This is a genomic window from Glycocaulis albus (assembly GCF_014639075.1).
GTDB classification, from domain to species: Bacteria; Pseudomonadota; Alphaproteobacteria; order Caulobacterales; family Maricaulaceae; genus Glycocaulis; species Glycocaulis albus.
Map to the genome: position 1 here is coordinate 1 of NZ_BMFS01000023.1, position 983 is coordinate 983.

Consider the following 983-nt stretch of genomic DNA (forward strand, 5'->3'; position numbering starts at 1 on the left):
GTTTTCGGGCGACGGCGATGAGGGCGACTTTTCGCGCTTTTGAGGTCTGGGTGATGCGGTCTGCGAACGCTTTGAGGTCCGGGCACCGGCGCGCGGCGTGCAGGGCGGCGACGAACAGCGCGCTTCGCACGCGCCTTCGTCCGCCCGAGATGCATCGCTTGCCCCTGAGCTGACCTGAGTCGTGGTTGAACGGGGCGAGGCCGGCCAGCGCGGCCAGGCGCTTGGGGCTGGCGCTGCCCAGCTCGGGCATGAGTGCCAGCAGCACCTGGGCGGTGACCGGGCCGACGCCAGGCGCGGAGGCCAGGATGCGCGCCTGCGCGCGCAGGGTCTGGTGGCCTGCCACGAGCTGGCTGATCTCGTGCTCGGCGGCGATGATGGCCCCATCAAGCCAGTCGATATGGGCCTGCACGCTGGCGCTGACGAAGCTGTCGCGCGTTGCCTTGAACCGGATCACCTCCGCCTTGCGCGCCTCGACCAGCTGGTCGCGGCGCAGGCTGAGCTGGCCGAGCCGTTCGCGGTGCGGGCACGGGACCGGATCGGGATCGGGCCGCAGCCGGGCGCCCAGATCGGCGAGCACGGCGGCGTCCAGCGCGTCGGTCTTGGCCTTGCGCCCGAGGGCCTGGGCGTAGCGGCGCGCCGTGGTGGGGTTGATGCGCGCGCAGGCGGCACCCGCGCCATGCAGCGCCCGGCGCAGATCAAGATCATAGACGCCCGTCGCCTCGAAGACGACGAAGGCGCGGCTGGCCGCCATGGATGCGGCCAGGCGGGCAGTCTCGGCGGGGGTGTTGGCGATGCGGCGCGCCTTGCCCTCGGCAGGATCAAAAATGTCCAGCCAGAGCCTCGACACGTCGCATCCGACGTAGCGATCATGTAAAGTCATCGTGCCTGTCCCTGTGGTGCGAGGTCTGTTGGAGCAGCCTCGTGCAACTGTTCAGGTTGTTGACGCCAAAGCGGGACGGGGCCACAGCCGGCTCACGGGCTCC

Annotated in this window: 1 protein-coding gene; it reads right to left on the reverse strand. The window is 70.4% G+C overall.

The genetic code is table 11. From position 1 onward, the window contains the following. On the reverse strand, positions 1 to 880 hold an 880-nt coding region (locus IEV75_RS13815), incomplete at its 3' end, for an IS110 family RNA-guided transposase (protein WP_188453158.1). Positions 881 to 983: the final 103 nt, after the last annotated feature.